16 protein-coding genes are annotated in these 16,180 nt (G+C 73.3%); 12 read left to right on the forward strand and 4 right to left on the reverse strand.

The genetic code is table 11. The features are described from left to right. Positions 1-193: 193 nt before the first annotated feature. Both ABD817_RS20680 and ABD817_RS20685 read left to right on the forward strand, forming a co-directional pair. A complete protein-coding gene (locus ABD817_RS20680) occupies positions 194-352 on the forward strand; it encodes a hypothetical protein (RefSeq protein ID WP_344919673.1) in 159 nt (52 codons plus the stop codon). A gap of 314 nt (positions 353-666) precedes the next feature. Then, positions 667-2,043, forward strand: coding sequence for an FAD/NAD(P)-binding protein (locus ABD817_RS20685; RefSeq protein ID WP_344919674.1), 1,377 nt, complete (start codon positions 667-669; stop codon positions 2,041-2,043). Positions 2,044-2,180: 137 nt separating this feature from the next. On the opposite strand, the gene ABD817_RS20690 is transcribed toward ABD817_RS20685, so the two are convergent. Further along, positions 2,181-2,804, reverse strand: a complete 624-nt coding sequence (locus ABD817_RS20690; RefSeq protein ID WP_344919826.1) for a GNAT family N-acetyltransferase — start codon at positions 2,802-2,804, stop codon at positions 2,181-2,183. A 570-nt stretch (positions 2,805-3,374) separates the two neighbouring features. On the opposite strand from ABD817_RS20690, the gene ABD817_RS20695 reads away from it, so the two are divergent. The 3 genes from ABD817_RS20695 (at position 3,375) to ABD817_RS20705 (ending at position 5,561) form a co-directional block, all read left to right on the forward strand. Then, on the forward strand, positions 3,375-3,929 hold the full coding sequence (locus tag ABD817_RS20695) for an NADPH-dependent FMN reductase (protein ID WP_344919675.1): 555 nt from the start codon (positions 3,375-3,377) through the stop codon (positions 3,927-3,929). Positions 3,930-4,113: 184 nt separating this feature from the next. Continuing rightward, the gene (locus ABD817_RS20700; RefSeq protein ID WP_344919676.1) at positions 4,114-4,662 is read left to right on the forward strand and encodes a hypothetical protein; all 549 of its coding nucleotides are present in this window, start codon (positions 4,114-4,116) and stop codon (positions 4,660-4,662) included. A gap of 23 nt (positions 4,663-4,685) precedes the next feature. Beyond that, positions 4,686-5,561 carry a diacylglycerol/lipid kinase family protein gene (locus ABD817_RS20705; protein WP_344919677.1) on the forward strand — a complete coding sequence of 292 codons (876 nt, stop codon included), beginning with the start codon at positions 4,686-4,688 and terminating at the stop codon, positions 5,559-5,561. A 185-nt stretch (positions 5,562-5,746) separates the two neighbouring features. On the opposite strand, the gene pgm is transcribed toward ABD817_RS20705, so the two are convergent. Further along, the gene (gene pgm / locus ABD817_RS20710; protein ID WP_344919678.1) at positions 5,747-7,384 is read right to left on the reverse strand and encodes a phosphoglucomutase (alpha-D-glucose-1,6-bisphosphate-dependent); all 1,638 of its coding nucleotides are present in this window, start codon (positions 7,382-7,384) and stop codon (positions 5,747-5,749) included. A gap of 283 nt (positions 7,385-7,667) precedes the next feature. Here pgm and ABD817_RS20715 point away from each other — a divergent pair, with 283 nt between their 5' ends. From ABD817_RS20715 to ABD817_RS20725, 3 genes are read left to right on the forward strand one after another with little or no spacing between them, the layout of a single operon-like run. Continuing rightward, positions 7,668-8,588: an ROK family protein gene (locus ABD817_RS20715; protein ID WP_344919679.1), complete on the forward strand. Its 921-nt coding sequence runs from the start codon at positions 7,668-7,670 to the stop codon at positions 8,586-8,588. Between the two features lie 57 nt (positions 8,589-8,645). Beyond that, positions 8,646-9,395 (forward strand): sugar phosphate isomerase/epimerase family protein, encoded by a 750-nt coding sequence (locus ABD817_RS20720; protein ID WP_344919680.1) that lies wholly within the window; start codon positions 8,646-8,648, stop codon positions 9,393-9,395. Continuing rightward, a complete protein-coding gene (locus ABD817_RS20725) occupies positions 9,392-10,495 on the forward strand; it encodes a Gfo/Idh/MocA family protein (RefSeq protein WP_344919681.1) in 1,104 nt (367 codons plus the stop codon). Before ABD817_RS20720 ends, ABD817_RS20725 begins: the two co-directional genes overlap by 4 nt. 206 nt (positions 10,496-10,701) lie before the next feature. On the opposite strand, the gene ABD817_RS20730 is transcribed toward ABD817_RS20725, so the two are convergent. Further along, positions 10,702-10,917: a hypothetical protein gene (locus ABD817_RS20730; protein WP_344919682.1), complete on the reverse strand. Its 216-nt coding sequence runs from the start codon at positions 10,915-10,917 to the stop codon at positions 10,702-10,704. A 17-nt stretch (positions 10,918-10,934) separates the two neighbouring features. On the opposite strand from ABD817_RS20730, the gene ABD817_RS20735 reads away from it, so the two are divergent. After that, positions 10,935-11,570, forward strand: coding sequence for a hypothetical protein (locus ABD817_RS20735; protein WP_344919683.1), 636 nt, complete (start codon positions 10,935-10,937; stop codon positions 11,568-11,570). Between the two features lie 142 nt (positions 11,571-11,712). After that, positions 11,713-12,939, forward strand: a complete 1,227-nt coding sequence (locus ABD817_RS20740; protein WP_344919684.1) for an NAD(P)/FAD-dependent oxidoreductase — start codon at positions 11,713-11,715, stop codon at positions 12,937-12,939. A gap of 19 nt (positions 12,940-12,958) precedes the next feature. On the opposite strand, the gene ABD817_RS20745 is transcribed toward ABD817_RS20740, so the two are convergent. Beyond that, positions 12,959-13,420: a PPOX class F420-dependent oxidoreductase gene (locus ABD817_RS20745; protein WP_344919685.1), complete on the reverse strand. Its 462-nt coding sequence runs from the start codon at positions 13,418-13,420 to the stop codon at positions 12,959-12,961. A 210-nt stretch (positions 13,421-13,630) separates the two neighbouring features. Here ABD817_RS20745 and ABD817_RS20750 point away from each other — a divergent pair, with 210 nt between their 5' ends. Both ABD817_RS20750 and ABD817_RS20755 read left to right on the forward strand, forming a co-directional pair. After that, positions 13,631-14,305, forward strand: coding sequence for a fasciclin domain-containing protein (locus ABD817_RS20750; protein ID WP_344919686.1), 675 nt, complete (start codon positions 13,631-13,633; stop codon positions 14,303-14,305). Between the two features lie 191 nt (positions 14,306-14,496). Continuing rightward, a complete protein-coding gene (locus tag ABD817_RS20755; RefSeq protein ID WP_344919687.1) occupies positions 14,497-16,155 on the forward strand; it encodes a RecQ family ATP-dependent DNA helicase in 1,659 nt (552 codons plus the stop codon). The last annotated feature ends 25 nt before the right edge of the window (positions 16,156-16,180 follow it).

A 16,180-nucleotide genomic window follows, 5' to 3' on the forward strand; every position in this document is an offset into this window, starting at 1 on the left:
ACGCTTCGCCCTCGACGGCGGTGCTGGCGGACGGAGGGTGCCGCCAGGCGTACAACGGCGGTGGCTGGACCAACGTCCATCCATGCGTCTCCAAGGACAGCAGAGGTATAAAAGCCGACGCCCATGTGGGGGCGCACCGGCCAGTTGCGCGTATTACGTGGTCGCCATCGTCCGGGCTGGAACCAGTACCGTGTTGAGGCGATCACTTGTCCAGCCCCGCAACCGGGGGCACTCCGAGATCGTCAGGCTCAACACCACCGCCGTGAGCGGCGTCGTAGCCAGGATCAGGGGCTACAACAGCAGCGGGGAAAGTTTCCTCAGCCTGGAAAGCCCTGTGATCACGTATCCCTGACACGCGGGGACGGACCGGACGGGAGGGGGCCCGCCCGGTCCGTCTGACCGGAGGCCGTAGACCGGCCTGGCGCGGGAAGGCGGGCGCCGGCCCGCGCCCGTTCCGGGGCGGCGCGCTGGACTTCCGGCGGCGGCTCCCCGGCAGGCCCCCGGGCCTGTGGTAGCCGTTCGCGGGTCCGGGGTGGGCGCGGGGGCGGCCCGGGGCGGTGACGTCCCGGGCGTGGCCGCCACCGTGATCGTCGAGATCGTGGATTGACCGGCGCGCCACCCCCTATCCCAAATATCCTACAGGGATAGTGGGTTATGCTGGGTCGCGTGTCAGGTTCCCCAACGGTCGCCGTCGTGGGCGGCGGCGCGAGCGGCACGCTGGCGGCGGTCCACCTGCTCCGCGAGGCGCGGGCACGGGCCATGCCGCTGGAGGTCGTGCTGATCGACCAGTACGGACGGCACGCGCTGGGACAGGCGTACTCGACCACCGATCCGCACCACCTCCTCAACGCCTGCGCGAACAAGATGAGCGGGCTGGAGGACGACCCCGGCCACCTCCTGCGCTGGGCCCTCGACGACGGGCTGGACGTCTCCGACTCCGATTACCTGCCCAGACGGACGTACGGCCGCTATCTCCGCGACCTGCTGGCCGGTGCCGAGGAGTGGCCCGCCCGCGTGGTGCGCAGGGTGACCGGCACGGTGAGCGCCCTGACCCGGGAGCGGGGGGTACGGGTCCACCTGTCCGGAGGCGGCCGGATCGACGCCGAGGCCGCCGTCCTGGCCCTGGGCAACCGCTCGCAGTCCGCCCGGCCGCCGATCGTGGACGCGGAGAGCCCCGGCTACGTCGCCGATCCGTGGGTGCCGGACGCGCTGGCCGGGATCCGCGACGGCGCGCCGGTGTTCGTGCTGGGGACCGGGCTGACCATGGTGGACGTGGCGGTCACCGTCACCCGGGCGCACCCGGAGACCGTGGTCCACGCGGTGTCGCGGCACGCGCTGCTGCCGAGGCCACACATCCGGCCCGTGCCGCCCCCGGTCCCGACGACGATCCCGGACGGGCCGCTGGGCGTCGGCGACCTGCTCCGCGCGGTACGCCTCGCCGTACGGGACAACGGAGGCGACTGGCGCGGCGTCGTCGACGGGCTGCGGCCACAGGCCCAGAGGCTGTGGACCCGGCTCACCCCGGAGGAGCAGAGGAGGTTCCTCGGCCTCGCCGCCCGCTACTGGGAGGTCCACCGGCACCGGATCCCTCCCGTCACGGCCGCCAGGATCGCCGACCTGCGGGCCACCGGACGCCTTCACGTGCTTCGCGGCCGGATGGTGCGGGCCGTGTCCGGCCCCCGCGGGCTGCGCGTCCAGGTGGGCGCCGACGGCGCCGTCCGGGAGCTCGACGTCGGCTGGCTGGTCAACGCCACCGGGCCCGGGGCCGACATCACCCGCGATCCCCTCCTCGCCGGTCTCGTCGCCGACGGCCTGGTCCGGCCGGACCGGCTGCGGCTCGGGCTGGACGCCGACCCCGGCGGCGCGGTCCTGGACGCGTCGGGAGACCCGGACGACAGGATCTTCACGCTGGGTCCCATGCGGCGCGGAAGCCTGTACGAGACGACGGCGATCCCGGAGATCCGCGCCCAGGCCGCGGCCCTCGCGCCACGCCTCGTGGCGGCGGTCGTCTCCGCCCCCCGGCGCGCCGCGTCGACCGGCTAGCGGGATCCCGGCGTCCGCGAACCCGCCGGTCACCGGTGGCCGGGACGGTTCAGCGGGCCGGCAGGGTCGGATACGGAGACGCTGGCCGGGTGCCGGTCATCTCCGCACACCCGCCGGTCGCCGGGGCCCGGAGCGGTTCAGCGGGCCGGCAGGGTCGGATGCGGAGGCGCCGGCCGGGTGCCGGTCATCTCCGCGGTGATCGCCCACCGTTCGTGGTCCCGCCAGGCGCCGTCGATGAACAGGAGGCCGGGCGAGTAGCCCTCCTTCCTGAAACCGAGCCGCCGGACGAGCCTGAGGGACGCCTCGTTGCCGGGCTGGATCTGGGCCTCCAGGCGGTGGAGCCGCAGGTCCTCGAAGGCGTACCTCAGCACCAGTCCGACGCCCTCGGACATGTAGCCCCGGCCGGCGGAGGGGGCGAAGGCCGCGTAGGCGAGGGATGCGGACTGGAAGCGTCCGCGGATGACGCTGTTGACGTAGACCACGCCGGCGATGGCTCCGGTGCCGCGCACGCGGACCAGCAGGCACTCCTCGCCGGGCTCGTCGTAGCGGGCGACGAGAGCCTGGAACTCCTCGGTCGTGGTGGGCGGAGCCATCCACGGACGGTGCAGGCCGGCACTGGCGCGGGCCAGTTCGAGGAACTCGTCCCGGTCGTGGCCGGTGACCGGCCGCAGGGTCACGCGGGGGGCGTCCGCCCGCCCGTCGGCGGAGGACGCCTCGAACGCCGCCGCCCGTTCGCTGCCCTCGGCCCCGTCGTCTCGCATCACGGATGGAACGGTATCGCGGCCCGGCGGGCCCACCCGTACGAGGGACGGTGATCAGCGCGTCCTGGACTCCGGTGGCGAGTCCACGCCCGCGCGGAAGCGGAACGCCTCTCCCCTGAGCCGTCGGGCACCCCCGGAACCGGTGATCGCCGCCGCGCCGGCCGACGCCGGGCTGCCCGGAGGTCCCGCAGCGCGGGCCGGGGCCCTCCTGCGAGCGTCCTCGCCGCCCTTGGCGGAGAAATAACCGGCTTTTTCGTGAACTATATGCCTGATCATGTTCGTCCTCCCTTTCTGAGGGCAGGCCCCCGAGTGTGATGGAGCGTGAGGTTCGCCGGCACCGCCGTCGCGGCGCCGGCCTGCGGAAACGTGATTGTCGTTCCGGGTTTCGCGAGCGGGGCGGCTGGGCCGGTACCGCGCGTGGATCCCTCGCTCCGTGTCACGGTGGCGTCGAGTAGCGGTTTTTGTCGGTGAGTTCGGGGAGCGCCCCGTCGACGGCCGCGACCGCGTGACCGAAAGCGGGACCTCCCTCACTCGTAACGTCGCCGGATGGCGACAGGGATGGGGCCGGGGATGAGAATCGTTGGGATCGCGGGAAGCCTTCGCCCGGGGGCGTACGTCTGGAGGCTCCTGGAGGCGGCGGCACGTGAACTGCCCGAGACGGTGGACTTCGAGATCTGGCGGGGCCTGGAACAGGTGCCGTCCTTCGAGGAGGGCGAGCTCCCGCGGCCGGTGGCCGACCTGTGGCACCGCCTCTCCGCCGCGGACGGCGTGCTGATCACCGCGCCGGCGCACAGCGCGCTCCCGGCGCAACTGGGACACACGCTCGACTGGATCTCGTCCGCACGCGGCGGCGCGGTCCTGGTGGGCAAGCCGGTGGGCGTGGTGACCGCCTGCCCGCGCGCCCACGAGGGGATGTGGACCCAGATCCAGCTGCGCAGGGCCCTCGGCGCGGCGGGCGCGGTGGTGCGCGGCGCGGAACTGGCCGTGTCCTCGGCCCCGGACCGGTTCGACGCCGACGGCAGGCTCGCCGACCAGGGCTACCGGGCCCGGCTCCGCGGCGTCCTGGACGAGATCTGCTCCCTCTCCCTCACCGGGGCCGGTTCTCTCGGCAGGTCCGCCGTGTGAGAGCCGGGTGAGAGCCGCCCGGCCGCCCGATCGCTCGCCGGGGCACTCGGCCCCGGCCCCCGGGATCCGCCCGTATCGGGCTCGCGATCCCGCCGTACAGTCCAGGTTCCCCGAACACCCCCGACCCGTCATCGGGCACCCCCCGCCAGGATGCGCCACGAGGGGATGAGGAAGGGAGGCAGCCGTGGGGAGATCCGGCCAGGAGGTGGCGCTGCGGGCCCTCGGCGCGGCGCTAGACGTACACGCCCCGATGGCCAGTCACGGCGTCCGGACGTTCCCCGAGGGCACGCCGTTCCTGTGGCTGACCGTTCCCGGCGCGGGAGGCGCCATCGTCTTCCTCGAGGAACGCCACTGGATCTGCCTGAGCGAGCCGGGGCGGGGCGGGGTGAGCGTCCAGCTCGTCGCCGGAGGGGTCGACGACGACCCCGCCCTCGTCGTGAGCCGCCTCATGGTCGTCATGACGCCGGTGCCCCGGCCCGCGGGCGGCCGCCTGTCACGGGCGCTGAAGGTGGGGCTGCTCGGTCTCGCGGGGGGAGCGGGCATGGGGCTGCTCACCGCGCTGCTCATGGCCATCCTCGTGGCCGGCAACGGCTACACCTCGGACACGACGATCCGCGTGGTGTACGTCCTGGCCGCGCTGATCGGCGTCGCGACCGGCCTGTGGGTGTCCCTGCGCTGGTGGCGGATGGACAGGGAGCCGCGTGATCGGGACTCCGGTGGGCAGGGACCATAGGGACGATCACGTGGAGGAACGACATGGCCGAACTGCTGGCGATCTACAACGAGAGCGCGGGGAGCGCCGACGAGGAGGCCAGGACCGCCGCCCTCGAAACGCTGCGCGGCGGCGGCGCCGACGTGATCGAGGCGCCCGCCGGGGAGAAGGACCTGGACGAGATGCTCGACGCCTGCCCCGGCAGGGACGTGGTCGTGCTGGGCGGTGACGGCACGCTGCACGTCGTGGTCGCCACCCTGCACCGGCGTGGCGAGCTGGACGCCCGCACGGTGGGGCTCGTCCCGCTGGGCACCGGCAACGACTTCGCCCGCGGCCTGGGCATCCCGCTGGACCCACAGGTGGCGGCCCGCGTCGTGCTCGCCGGACGGCCCCGGCCACTCGACCTCCTGGTGGACGACGAGGGCGGGGTCGTCGTCAACGTGGTCCACCTCGGCATCGGCGCGGAGGCGTCCGAGGGGGCCACGCCGCTCAAGCCGGTGCTCGGGCGGCTCGCCTACGCGGCGGGAGCGTTGCTCGCGGGCGTGCGAAGCCCCGGCTGGCGGCTGCGCGTCACCGTGGACGGCCGCCCCGTCGGCGAGGGGCGCCCGGTGCTCATGCTGGGGATCGGCAACGGCGTCACCATCGGCGGCGGCACCCCGCTGGCCCCCCGGGCCAGGCCCGACGACGGCATGGCCGACGTCGTCCTCTCGCTGACGACCGGCCCGCTGGACAGGCTCGTCTACGCCCTCCGGCTGCGCAGGGGGACCCATCCCGGCCTGCGCGACGTGACCACCACCCGCGGCAGGAAGGTGACCGTGGAGGGCGCACCCGTCCCGGTGAACGCCGACGGGGAGCTGACCGGCCGGATCACCCGGCGCAGCTGGACGGTCCTGCCCGCCGCCTGGCGCATGTTCACCTGAGACCGCGCCCGCTCGGCCCGAGGTCGTGTCCCTGCGATTCCGGCCGCCCGGGACGTGTCCGTCCGAGGTCGTGTTCGCGGGGGCGGGCCGTCCCGCCGGGGGCGCGTCCGGGGCCGGTTCGCGGGATTCCGGCCGACCGGCGGGTGTCCACAGCCGGGGACGCGCCCGCCGGTCGTACGTCGTCGTCAGCCCAGGGACGCCGAGACCAGGTCGCGTGCCTCCTGCTGCACCCGCTTCAGGTGCTCGGGGCCCTTGAAGGACTCGGCGTAGATCTTGTACACGTCCTCGGTGCCGGAGGGGCGGGCGGCGAACCAGGCGTTCTCGGTGGAGACCTTGAGCCCGCCGAGGGCGGCGCCGTTGCCGGGGGCCGAGGTCAGCACCTGGGTGATCTCCTCCCCGGCGAGGCTGCCCGCGGTGACCTGCTCGGCCGAGAGCCTGGCCAGCACCGCCTTCTCCTCCCGGGTCGCGGGGGCGTCGACACGGGCGTAGGCGGGGTCGCCGAACCGGGCCGTCAGGTCGCCGTAGTGCTCGCTCGGCGAGCGGCCCGTGGTCGCGATGATCTCCGAGGCGAGCAGCGCCAGGATCAGGCCGTCCTTGTCGGTGGTCCACACCGAGCCGTCGCGCCGCAGGAACGACGCCCCGGCGCTCTCCTCGCCGCCGAAGCCCAGCGAGCCGTCCAGCAGGCCCGGGACGAACCACTTGAACCCGACGGGGACCTCCATCAGCCGCCTGCCCAGGTCGGCGGCGACCCGGTCGATCATCCCGCTGCTCACCAGCGTCTTGCCGACCCCGGCGCCGGCGGGCCAGCCGGGCCGGTGGGAGTAGAGGTAGGAGATCGCCACGGCGAGGTAGTGGTTGGGGTTCATCAGCCCCCCGTCGGGGGTGACGATGCCGTGCCGGTCGGAGTCGGCGTCGTTGCCCGTGGAGACGTCGAAGGCGTCGCGGTTGGCGATGAGCGAGGCCATCGCGTACGGCGACGAGCAGTCCATCCGGATCTTGCCGTCCCAGTCCAGCGTCATGAACCGCCACGTCGGATCGGTGAGCGGGTTGATCACCGTCAGGTCCAGCCGGTGCCGCTCGGCGATCTCGCCCCAGTACGCGACGCTCGCCCCGCCCAGCGGGTCGGCGCCGACGCGCACCCCCGCCTCCCGGACGGCGTCGAGGTCCAGCACCGAGGGCAGGTCGTCCACGTAGCGGCCGAGGAAGTCGTACCGGCCGGTGGTGTCGGCGGCCAGCGCCCGGGTGTACGGGACCCGCCTGACCTCCTTCAGGCCGCCGGCGATCAGCGCGTTGGCCCGGTCCTGGATCCAGGAGGTGGCGTCGGTGTCGGCCGGGCCGCCGTGCGGCGGGTTGTACTTGAAGCCGCCGTCGCCGGGCGGGTTGTGCGAGGGGGTCACCACCACGCCGTCGGCCCGCCCCGAGGAGCGTGCCCGGTTGTGGGCCAGGATCGCGTGGGAGACCGCGGGGGTCGGGGTGTAGCCGTCCCGGCTGTCGATCATGACCGTCACCCCGTTGGCCGCGAAGACCTCCAGCGCCGACACCTGGGCCGGTTCCGACAGCGCGTGGCTGTCGGCGCCGAGGAACAGCGGGCCGTCGACGCCCTGCGCCGCCCGGTACTCCACGATGGCCTGGCTGGTCGCGAGGATGTGGTCCTCGTTGAACGCGACGTTCAGCGAGGAGCCCCGGTGTCCCGACGTCCCGAACGCCACCCGCTGGCCGACCTCGCCCGGGTCGGGGTGCAGGGCGTAGTAGGAGGTCACCAGGCGGGCCACGTCGACCAGGTCGGACGGTCTGGCGGGCTGTCCCGCGTGTTCGTGCGTCATCGCAATCTCCTCACATCACACCTGAGCTAACCGTATCTGCCCTTAAATCGGATAAGCCTTCACAACTCATTGGGGCTCTGTGATGAACCGGTGGCTCCGCGCTCCCCGCAGGCCGTTGACAACGTTGTCATCGCCGTCGTACCTTCACCCTGTTTGCCCGGTCACTTGGGGAAAGCGCCCTTTGTGTCATCGATCAGCGGAGGATCCCCTTGTACAGCCGCGTGGTGGCCCCGGTGGCCGCCTGCCCTCCAACCGTGCTCCGGCCTGCCGGGCGGGCCGGCCGATGACCGCCCTCGCGATCGACATCGGCGGCACCAAGTTCGCCGCGGCGCTGGTCCGGCCGGACGGGACCGTGACACGCAGGCTGGAGGTGCCGGTCGGCCGGGACCCCGAGGCGACACTGGTCTCACTCGTCCGGGAAATCCGTAATGACCGGGATGTTCGCGAGACCGGCACCGGGGATCTGGTCGGGGCCGGCATCGGCTCCGCGGGTCCCCTCGACGCCGTCGCCGGCACGGTCAGCCCGGTCAACATCCCCGCCTGGCGTGAATTCCCGCTGGTCGGCGCGGTGAGCGAGCTCCTTCCCGGCCTTCCCGTCGCGCTCGCCGGGGACGCGCAGTGCATGGCACTGGGGGAGTGGTGGCGGGGCGGGCACTCGCGCTCCCGTGCCCTGCTGGGCATCGTGGTCTCCACCGGGGTGGGCGGGGGCCTGGTCCTCGACGGGGTGCCGTACGTCGGACCGACCGGGAACGCCGGGCACATCGGGCACATCGCCGTGGACCGCGACGGGGAACTCTGCCCCTGCGGGGCGGTCGGCTGCCTGGAGACGATCGCCAGCGGCCCGAGCATGGTCCGCTGGGCGCTGGCGAACGGCTGGAATGCCCCCGATGAGCGCCCGGACGCCCGCGCGCTCTCGGCCGACGCCGCGCGCGGGACGCCGGTCGCCCAGCTGGCCTTCCAGCGAGCCGCCGACGCGCTGGCCACGGCGATCCTCACCACGGCGGCGCTCTTCGACATCGACGACGTCGTCATCGGGGGCGGCGTGTCCGGGGCGGGGGAGACCCTGCTCGCCCCGCTGCGCCAGGCGGTCGCCAAGCGGGCGGGCCTCGCCTTCCTGCGCCGCCTGAACGTCGAACGTACCTCCCTGGAACGCGACGCCGGCCTGTACGGCGCCGCGGCCCTGGTCCTCCCCGTCGCGGGGTAGGGGACCGCGTTCTCTCCTCCGCCCGCAGGCGGAGGTGTCCACGCCTAAGGAGAACCGATGAGCTCACTCGCCGTCCAGCTGTACTCCGTGCGCGAGCAGGCGGCCGTCGACCGCCGCGCCGTGCTGCGCCGCATCGCCGGCATGGGGTACGACGCGGTCGAGCCGTACGACGTGCACCTCGATCCGGGCGGTCTCCGCGACGACCTGCGGGAGGCGGGGCTCTCGGTGTGCAGCGTGCACGCCCCGCTCCTCGACGAGCGGCGCGCGGCCGCGCTGGCCGGGGCCGTCACCGTCGGCGCGGAGACCGTCATCGTGCCCGCCGCCCCCGCCGAGTGGTTCGCCGACAGGGAGGGGGTCGAGCTGGCGGCGAGGAACATCGGCGAGGCGGCCCGCGAGGCGGCCGACCACGGGCTGCGGCTCGGGTACCACAACCACTGGTGGGAGCTGGAGCAGCGGGTGGACGGCCGCCCCGCGCTGGAGGTGCTCGCCGAGCTGCTGGATCCCTCGATCCTGCTGGAGGTCGATCTCTACTGGGCGGCGACCGGCGGGGTCGACCCGTCCGAACTGCTGACCCGGCTGGGCGAGCGGGTGAGCCACCTGCACGTCAAGGACGGCCCCGCCACCCAGGAGGGCCCGATGACCGCGGTCGGCTCCGGCCGGGTGCCCATCGTGGACGCGCTGAACACCGCGCCGGACGCGGTGCGGATCGTGGAGCTCGACCACTGCGCCACCGACATGCTCCAGGCGCTGGCCGACAGCCACGCCTACCTGACCAGTCTCGCCGACGCCGGGCGGGTGAGCCCGTGACCGGCCCGCTCGGCGTGGCGATCGTCGGCTGCGGGAACATCAGCCACCAGTACCTGGGCAACCTCACCTCCTTCCCCGGCGTGCGGGCGGTGGCGTGCGCCGACCTCGACCTGGACCGCGCCCGGGAGGTCGCCGCGCGGTACGGCGTGCCGCTGGCCACCTCGCCGGAGGAGGCGATCTCACACCCCGACGTGGAGCTGGTGGTCAACCTCACGATCCCGTCCGCGCACGCCGAGGTGGCGCTCGCCGCCGTCCTGGCCGGGCGGCACGTCTACAACGAGAAGCCGTTCACCGTGGACAGGGAGTCCGGCGCGCGGCTCGTCGAGGCCGCCTCAGCGGCCGGGGTGCTCCTGGGCAGCGCCCCCGACACCTTCCTGGGCGCCGGGCTGCAGACCGCGGCCAGACTCGTCGCCGAGGGGGCCATCGGCACCCCGCTCACCGCCCTGACCCTGTTCCAGACGCCGGGCCCCGAGTCGTGGCACCCAAACCCCGAGTTCTTCTTCCAGCCGGGGGCCGGGCCGCTGTTCGACATGGGCCCCTACTACCTGACGACCCTGGTGACCCTGTTCGGCCCGGCGGCGCGGGTGTCGGCGGTCGGCCGCAGGGCCAGGGACGAGCGGGTCGTCGGCTCCGGCCCCAAGGCCGGGGCGCGGTTTCCGGTGGCGGTGCCCACCCACACGACCGCGCTCCTGGAGTTCGCCTCGGGGCAGGCCGCCACGCTGGTCTTCAGCTTCGACTCGCCGCTGCGCCGCACCGGGTTCGTCGAGATCACCGGTACCGAGGCGACCATGGAGGTGCCCGATCCCAACACCTTCGGCGGCGAGGTGCGGCTGCGCCGGGCCGACGACGACGAGTGGGTGCCGGTTCCCACCAAGGGCACCGAGGCCGGTCGCGGCCTGGGCGTGCTGGACATGGCCCAGGCCATCCGCGAGGGAAGGCCGCACCGGACCACCGGCGAGCTGGGCCTGCACGTCCTGGACACGATGATCGCCATCGCGGAGTCCGCGGAGCGGGGCGAGTTCGTGGAGATCGGGAGCACCTGCCGGGTGCCCGCCCCGCTGCCCGAGGATTGGGACCCGGCCGCGATCCGGTTCGGCTGACGGCTCCGGTTGGCGGCTTCGGCTGACGGTTTCGGCTGACGGCGAGGACGCGAGGGGCGGGGCGTCTCCCGGCCCGTCTCTCGCGCGCGTCGCCCACGCGAGTCGTCGATCGTTCGCGCGAGTGACCAGGCCGCCCCGTGTCCGTGAGCCCCCTCACGGTGAGCGCCGGGCCCCCGGTTCCCGCTCTGGGAAGGAGCGGGGAAGGTCTAGGGTGCCTGGTCGGCGGGGCCGACGATCCTCAGGCCGGGGGCGGGGGACTCCTTGGCGGGCTCCGCCGAGGACTCCTCCAGGCGGGCGCGGAGACGGGTGCGGATCTCGTCCGGGGTGTACGCCTGCCTGCGGCGCTCGGCCCGCGCGATCACGACCCCGGTGGCCGCGACGCCCGCCACACCCGCCAGACCGAGTATCTTCCACCATCGCATGTGCCTACGCTATCGGAATGTCCGGCAAGAGCATCAGCCTCGATGAGGCCGTCAACCTGACCCGCACCGGCGACGTGTGGCTGTTCCGCGGTCGAACGGTGCCCGATCGAGCGATCCAGACCATGACGAACAGCCCCGTCAACCACGTCGGCATGTCGATCGTCATCGACGACATGCCGCCCCTGATGTGGCACGCGGAGCTGGGCCGCTCCCTGCCCGACCTGTGGTCGGGAACCCACCAGCGCGGCGTCCAGCTGCACGACCTGCGGGACGCGGTCACGGTCTGGGCCACCAGATACGGCCAGCGCGGCTGGCTGCGGCAGCTGGAGCCGCAGACCCCCCACGAGATGGAGGACGCCGTCCTGCGCACCGTCGCCCGGCTGGACGGCACGCCCTTCCCGTCGACGGCCAGGCTCGCCGGCCGCTGGATGAAGGGGCGGGTGCCCAAGATCTTCAAACGGGGCGCGGAGGAGAGCGCCCTGGAGAGCGCCTACTGCGCCGAGGTCGTCGCGGTCACGTACGAGGCCATGGGGCTGCTGCCCGGAGGGCGGCGGCCGAACTGGTACGACCCCGGCCGCTTCTGGAGCGGTGACGACCTGGAGCTGACCGGCGGTTTCCGGCTTGGAGGAGAGATCACCGTGAAGCTGGGGTAGGCCGTACGAGGAACGGAGGGACGGGCGCAACCCCCGGCGCCCGTCTCTCGAAGACACGGGAAGACACGGATGGCGGATCCCCACCGGGGACTCCACGGACTCCACACGGGCTTCGTGCCGCCGCGACTCGGGGGGATGCGTCATGCCGGACACGGTGGTCGTCGTCGGTGCGGGGCTCGCCGGTCTCGCGTGCGCCCTCCGGTTGCGCTCGGCGGGAGTGGAGGTCCGCGTCGTCGAGGGCGCGGACGAGGTGGGCGGCCGGGTACGCACCGACGTCGTGGACGGTTTCCGGCTGGACCGCGGCTTCCAGGTGTTCAACACCGCCTACCCCGAGGCCGCGCGGGCCCTCGACGTCGGCGCCCTGGACCTGCGCCCGATCCCGTCCGGCCTGATCTCCTTCGAGAGGGGGCGCCGGGAGCGGCTCATGCTGCCCTGGCGCCACCCCGGCCAGGTGCTCGGCGGGCTCCTGGCCGACGTGGGCTCCCCGGCCGACAAGGCGGCCCTGGCGGCGCTGACCGCGCGGGACGTCCTGCTGCCGGCGAGCCGGTTGCGCGACGGGCGCGAGCGCACCACGCGCGAGGAGCTGCGGCATTGGGGCATCTCGCCGAGGATGGTCGAGAAGCTGTTCCGCCCGTTCCTGTCGGGTGTTGTCCTGGAGCGGGAGCTGGAGACCTCCAGCCGTTTCTTCCACCTCGTGTGGCGTGCCTTCGTCCGGGGAACGGTCGGGGTGCCCGCGCTCGGCATGGGGGAGATCCCCCGGCAGCTCGCCGCCCGCCTTCCCCCGGAGGCGCTCGCGCTGGAGACCCGGGTCGTCGCCGTGACCGGGGAGGGGGTGGAGACGGCCGGGGGCGCGACGATCCCGGCCCGCGCGGTGGTGGTGGCCACCGACCCCGCCACGGCCGCCGCCCTCTACCCGGGGCTGGAGATCCCTGAGATGCGTTCGGTGACGACCTTCTACCACGCCGCCTCCCGCTCGCCCATGGACGATCCCACGCAGATCGTCGACGCGGAGGGCCACATCACCGACACCCTGGTCATCAGCGACGCGGCGCCCGAGTACGCCCCGCCGGGCCGGGCGCTGGTCTCCACGTCGGTGCTGGGCGTCCTCTCCGACGCTGACGAGCCCCAGGTCAGGGCGCGGTTGTCACAGGTCTACGGGACCGACACCTCGGGCTGGGAACATCTGGCGACGTACGCCGTCGAAGGGGCGCTGCCCGCGATGGTGCCGCCCTTCCCGCTGCGGCGCCCGGTGCGATTCGCGCCGGGCCGCTACGTGTGCGGGGACCACCGCGACACCGGTTCGCAGCAGGGCGCCCTGGTCTCGGGTCGCCGGGCGGCCGACGCCGTCCTGGCCGGTCTGGAGCCCTGACCGGGGGAGACGACGCCCCTCAGCCCAGCCTGGCGGGGAAGCCGCCGGTGGCGATGGGCCCCCAACGCTCCGGGGTGACGCGCAGCAGCGACTTGCCCTGGCGCGCCATGGCCTCCCGATACTCGTCCCAGTCGGGGTGCTCGCCGGAGATGGACCGGTAGTAGTCGACGAGCGGTTCGAGGGCCTCCGGCAGGTCGAGGACCTCGGCCGTGCCGTCCACCTGCACCCAGGGGCCGTCGAAGTCGTCCGACAGGACCACGACGCTCACCAGGGGGTCGCGGCGGGCGTTGGAGGTCTTGGCGCGCTCGGGGTAGGTGGACACCACGATGCGGCCCTCCGCGTCGACACCGCAGACCACCGGGGACGCCTGCGGCCTGCCGTCGCGCCGGGTGGTGATGACCAGCGCGCGGTGGCGGTCACGGAGGAAGTCGAGCAGCCGGTCGCGGGAGACGACCTCGTTGGTCGCGATCTTTGGGCTCATGATTCCCACTCTACGGGGATACGGCACGCCCGAATTAACGCCCTGCCGAACGGAAAATAGCTATCTTTCTCAGGAGATATGTGGTCAAGAGTCGTCTAATGGGGCATTTAGCACCAAATATCAGGGAATTGATCTCCAATGCAGGACATGAGTGGCTCGGGAACCCGCGACGGACCCGGATGGCTCATCCGCCCAACCAAGGAGATAACCGTGAAGCAGAAGGCTCTTCTGGCATCGGCCCTGACCGTGCTCGCCCTGACCGCCGTCCCCGCCGCGCAGGCGGTCGCCGCCCCCGTACGGATCGTCTCTCCCACCCCGCTCCCGAACGACAGCGCCTCGCCCACGGACTCCATGATGCCCGGCGAGAGCGCCGCGCCCACGGACAGCATGTCGCCCGAGCCCTCCGGCGCGATGACGGAGCCCTTCGGTCCCGGATGCGCGTCCCTGCCCGCCAGCGGTGAGGGCAGCCTCAGCGAGATGGCCTCGCAGCCGGTCGCCACCGCCGCCGCCGCCAACCCCTCCCTGTCCACGCTGGCCCAGGCGATCGAGCAGGCCGGCCTGACCGAGACGCTCAACTCCGCCAAGGACATCACGGTGTTCGCGCCCACCAACGACGCGTTCGCCAAGATCCCGAAGGATCGGCTCGACAAGCTCCTGGCCGACAAGGCGGAGCTGACCAAGGTCCTGACCTACCACGTCGTGGAGGGGAAGAAGACTCCGGAGGCACTGGCGAGCGGCGAGCTGACCACGATGCAGGGAGGGACGCTGACCGTCAAGGGCTCCGGTGAGGACTTCACCGTCAACGACGCCAAGGTCCTCTGCGGCAACATCCAGACCTCCAACGCCGTCGTCTACCTCGTCGACAAGGTGCTCATGCCGAAGTGAACGCGGTGACCACGGTGAGCACGACGGCCGTGGCGGTCACGCCGACCGCCACGGCCGCCACGATCCCGGCGGCCGCCCGTTCCGCTTCCCGCCCATACCGTCTCGTGCCCTCCGCCGATCAAGAGGGCCTCGTGTGACTAGTGCCCCGATCCGGGGGTAACTGGCCGTCACACGGCGGGAAGGCGGAGGTCATGAGCATCAAGGACAGGTTCGGGCCGAGGGCGCGGAGGCTGCGGGCGGTGGCCCGCGAGGTCTTCGGCTGGCGGGACCTGCGGCCCGGACAGCTCGACGCCATGCGTCACCTGCTGGGCGGGGGCGACGCCCTCGTGGTCATGCCCACCGGCAGCGGCAAGTCGGCCGTCTACCAGGTACCGGCACTGCTGCTGGACGGGCCCACCGTCGTCGTCTCACCGCTCATCGCCCTCCAGCGCGACCAGGTCGCCGGGCTGGCCGAGGCCGACGCGGGCGGGGCGGTCGCGGTCAACTCCGCCCAGTCCGGTGGCGAGGCGTCCCTGGACGCCGTACGCGCGGGCACGGCCGAGTTCGTGTTCCTCTCACCCGAGCAGCTCGCCAAACCGGAGACGGTCGAGCGGCTGCGCGCCGCGCGTCCCTCGCTGATCGCGGTGGACGAGGCGCACTGCGTGTCGGCGTGGGGCCACGACTTCCGGCCCGACTACCTGAGGCTGGGCCAGGTCATCGAGCGGCTGGGGCATCCGCCGGTGGTGGCGCTGACCGCCACGGCCGCCCCCGTGGTACGCGAGGAGATCGTCGCCGCCCTCGGCCTGAGGAACGTCCGCCAGATCGTACGGGGCTTCGACCGGCCCAACATCGACCTGGAGGTGCGCCGCTTCGTCACCCAGGAGGACCTGAGGCGGGCGCTGGTGGAGGACGCGGCGTCCCGCTCCGGGCTCGGCCTGGTCTACGTCGCCACCCGCCGCGCCGCCGAGGAGTACGCCACCGCGCTGCGCGAGGCCGGTCGCAGGGCCGAGCCGTACCACGCGGGGATGAAGGCGGCCGAGCGCCACCGGATCCACGAGATGTTCCGCGACGACGAGCTGGACGTCGTGGTCGCGACCTCGGCGTTCGGCATGGGCATCGACAAGCCGGACGTGCGGTTCGTGCTGCACGTGGCCCCGCCGGAGTCGCCGGACTCCTACTACCAGGAGATCGGCCGCGCCGGGCGGGACGGCGAGCCCGCCGCCGCGGTGCTGTTCTACCGTTCCGAGGACCTCGGGATACGCAGGTTCTTCGCCGGGGGACGGGCCGACGAGGAGCTCCTGCTGCGGGTCGCCACGCTGGTGCACGAGCACGGCGGCACCGTACCCGCGGGAGAGCTGCGCACCCTGCTCGACATCGGCGCCACCCGGCTCACCCGGCTGGTCAACCTGCTGGAGCGGGCGGGCGCGATCGAGGTCACCGGGGACGGCGACCTGCGCCGGGTGCCCGGCGGTCCCGGCCCCGAGGCGGCCACGGCGCGCGCCGTCGAGCTGGACGACACCCGGCGCCGCATCGACGACTCCCGGATCGACATGATGCGCGCCTACGCGGAGACCACGGGCTGCCGCCGCCGCTTCCTGCTCGAATACTTCGGCGAGCCGCGCGAGCGCGGCTGCGGGGCCTGCGACACCTGCCGCGCGGGCCTGCCCGACGAGCGGGAGGCCGTGGCCGGGGCGGGGGCGGGGGACGGCGGGCCCTTCGCGATGCACGCCAGGGTGCGGCACAGCGCCTGGGGTCCGGGGATGGTGATGAGCAGGGAGAGTGACCGGATCACGGTGCTGTTCGACGAGGTCGGCTACAAGACGCTCTCACTGGAGGCCGTGGAGCGTGACGACCTCCTGGTCGCGGGGTAGGCCGGGCGCACGGAACCCGTCTGGC

The organism is Streptosporangium oxazolinicum, assembly GCF_039537505.1.
Lineage (GTDB): Bacteria > Actinomycetota > Actinomycetes > Streptosporangiales > Streptosporangiaceae > Streptosporangium > Streptosporangium oxazolinicum.